The sequence below is a fragment of the Streptomyces gardneri genome (genome assembly GCF_006539185.1).
Taxonomy (GTDB): Bacteria; Actinomycetota; Actinomycetes; order Streptomycetales; family Streptomycetaceae; genus Streptomyces; species Streptomyces gardneri.
This window is the reverse complement of the sequence record NZ_BJMN01000123.1, coordinates 1-2,091: the sequence shown is the minus strand read 5'-3', so window position 1 is coordinate 2,091 and position 2,091 is coordinate 1. Positions and strand designations below refer to the sequence as shown.

General features: G+C 70.0%; 3 protein-coding genes and 1 pseudogene. All 4 read right to left on the bottom strand.

The window, feature by feature from the left end; all coding sequences use genetic code 11:
• Positions 1-208, bottom strand: a 208-nt coding sequence (locus SGA01_RS40645; RefSeq protein ID WP_141303452.1) for a MerR family transcriptional regulator, incomplete at its 3' end; no start/stop codon positions are given.
• 730 nt (positions 209-938) lie between these two features.
• Positions 939-1,244: an SCO5918 family protein gene (locus SGA01_RS40640; RefSeq protein WP_141303451.1), complete on the bottom strand. Its 306-nt coding sequence runs from the start codon at positions 1,242-1,244 to the stop codon at positions 939-941.
• Positions 1,245-1,293: 49 nt separating this feature from the next.
• Positions 1,294-1,695, bottom strand: coding sequence for a hypothetical protein (locus tag SGA01_RS40635; protein WP_141303449.1), 402 nt, complete (start codon positions 1,693-1,695; stop codon positions 1,294-1,296).
• Positions 1,696-1,774: 79 nt separating this feature from the next.
• Positions 1,775-2,091 (bottom strand): annotated as a pseudogene (locus SGA01_RS40630) (DEAD/DEAH box helicase); the annotation flags it as partial.

Here is a 2,091-nt window from a genome sequence, read left to right as displayed (position 1 = left end):
CCAGCTCCCGGGCGCGGGCGGCGATGCGCAGCTGGTAGCGGGAGTAGCGGCGGTGGCCGCCGCCGGAGCGCAGCGGAGTGATGAGGCGCGCTTCACCGAGGGCGCGCAGGAATCCCTGGGTGGTGCCGACCATCTCGGCGGCCCGGCCCATCGTGTAGGCGGGGTAGTCGTCGTCGTCGAGACGGTCGAAGGAGTCGTCTGCTGTCACTTGCACCTCTCTGGTGAACGCGTGGAGGGGCCCTGGCGCCGTACTGGCACCAGGGCCCCGAAGGAACTACTACACCATCTGCCGGTCCTGATACTGCACCGGCCTTCTGTTTCCGCCGACCCGACCGAGACGCTGTCGGGCACGCGGGGATCGCGATTGCTTGACCGGAGACCACCTCACTATCGATGTCCTGCGGTACCCGGGCTCAAGAGTTCCGCCCGGGCGATCCTGATGGCGCTCGGCCCCTCCGTTCTTCCCTCGGTGATCAACTGCTTCCCAACGGGGACTGCGTACTGCTGGTACTGCTGGTACTGCGTACTGCGCTTACGGGTACCGCGACTGCCATGACAGCGGTCCCGTTCACGGCGGCCCCTGATCACTGCGGGCCACCCGGTGCGGTCGTCAGTCCCGTCGCCGTCCTGCTGACAACCCTGACTTCGGAACTCCACCACCGCACCGTCCTGCGAACTGCAACTGCGGGTACTGCTGCCCGGCAGTTCATCTCTGCCAGGCCCTCTTGTCTCGCTGGGCTACGAGAGAAACCATAATCACGCCACCACTCAATGTCTACTCTGGCCGAGATAGATTTTTGTGTGTCGGGAGGGGAGCTAGCTGTTTGACACAGCTCTGCCCCGGGGAAACCCGTCGGTACGCGGGAGGGCCCGACCTGCACGTGTGCAGGTCGGGCCCTCTCGGCTGTTTCGGTGGCGGCTCGCGCAGGTCCCGTCGGTCAGACGGCGACCGGGGTGCCCAGCAGCGCGGATGCCTGCTGCACCGGGGTGAGGCCGGGTGCGTCGGCGTCGGGAAGCCCGCGGCAGGTGAAGCCGAGCCGGGCCATGGCCCTCAGGACTTCACCGGCGCTGAAGTCACGGCGGTCCTGGCGGGTGATGACCTGGCCGACCTGCTTGGCGGGGTAGGCGCGGCGGCCGATGATCACGGATTCGCCGGTGACCGGCTCGGGCTTGATGCCCTTCATGGATTCCAGGACGCCGCTCTTGGTCAGATCGAACGGGAACCGGGCGATGACACAACGCATGGTGCCTCACAGGGAGAAGGGGAGAAGGGACCGGCCGCGGTGAGTCGGTTCAGGCGGGGGTGAGGACGCCCGGAGCGCCGCCTTGTCCGGCCGCTCCGGGCAAGGCGCCGCTCCGGTGGTTCCTCATCGGGTGACCGGCGGGGGCGATCTGGGTGCGGGGTGAGGTGAACGGCCCGCGGTCGCCAGGGATGTCGCGCAGCCGGATGCGGTCCGTGTACGTGCTGCTGTCACGGACGGCGGCGAGCTGGGCCCGGGTGACCAGCCGGGTGCACAGACCGTCGTCGTCACAGATGAGCAGATGCTCCGAGCGGGCACTGATCACGACGGACAGGGCCACTTCCACGGTCATGTCGTCACCGACCCGCGGTGCGGCCGTTTCCGTGGGGTCGGCCACCTTCCTGTCCACGGGGGTGGCGTTCGCCGAGCGGGGCTGCGTCTGAACCAGCGTCAAAATGCCTCCTGCGGAGATGGGTCGGATTCCTTTTCACGTGACGTGCGGACCGCCGGGCCGACGGCGGACCGCCGCGGGCTCACGCGCCGGCCCGCTGCGAGCTCGCTCGGCGGGCCGCCGCGGCGGCGCTGCGTCGACCGCGGGACACCGGGCCGCGCTTACGCTGCTCGGCCGCCGGCGCGGTGATGGTGACCGGGACGCCGGAGGGGGTCCGGGCGCCGGTGATCCGGTGGAGCGCTTCCTCGCCGGAGCGGACCTGGGTGGTCCGGGGCACGATGCCGGCGGTGGCCATGAGGCGGGTCAGGCCGCGCCGCTGGTTGGCGGTGACCAGGGTGACGACGCTGCCGGACTCGCCCGCGCGGGCGGTGCGGCCGCCGCGGTGGAGGTAGTCCTTGT

Excerpts from the sequence above, each read along its gene's own strand:
- SGA01_RS40640 (WP_141303451.1), bottom strand. The coding sequence starts at position 1,244 with ATGCGTTGTGTCATCGCCCGGTTCCCGTTCGATCTGACCAAGAGCGGC.